At 55.8% G+C, this 285-nt stretch carries 1 protein-coding gene; it reads right to left on the bottom strand.

What is annotated here, in order from left to right; translation table 11 throughout:
- Positions 1-285, bottom strand: a 285-nt coding sequence (locus AC2A6O_RS29055) for a hypothetical protein (RefSeq protein WP_498932186.1), incomplete at both ends; no start/stop codon positions are given.

The raw sequence follows: 285 nt of genomic DNA, 5'->3' as shown, positions 1-285 counted from the left end.
CCGCATCGAAACTTGCACCGTCTGCAACACGGACAACTCCGTTATCGTCCACCGTGAAGCGGTCATCATCGACGGAGTAGGAAACGGTGTCGGACGTGTTCTCGTCGTTTGCGGAAGCGGTAACGCCAACTTCCGTTCCGGCCGCGGCATCTTCTGCAACCGTATTGGCGGCTGTGTCGGAATCCGAAACCGTAGAAACATCTTTTGCGACTAGATCGCCTGCGAGAACATCGCCATCGGAAAAGCAGAATTTCTCAACGTTCGCAACGGTGTCGGTGCCGTCAG

The organism is Labrenzia sp. ATLA3 (genome assembly GCF_057180185.1).
Note: the sequence above shows the minus strand (reverse complement) of the source record. Positions and strands in the feature narration are given on the sequence as shown.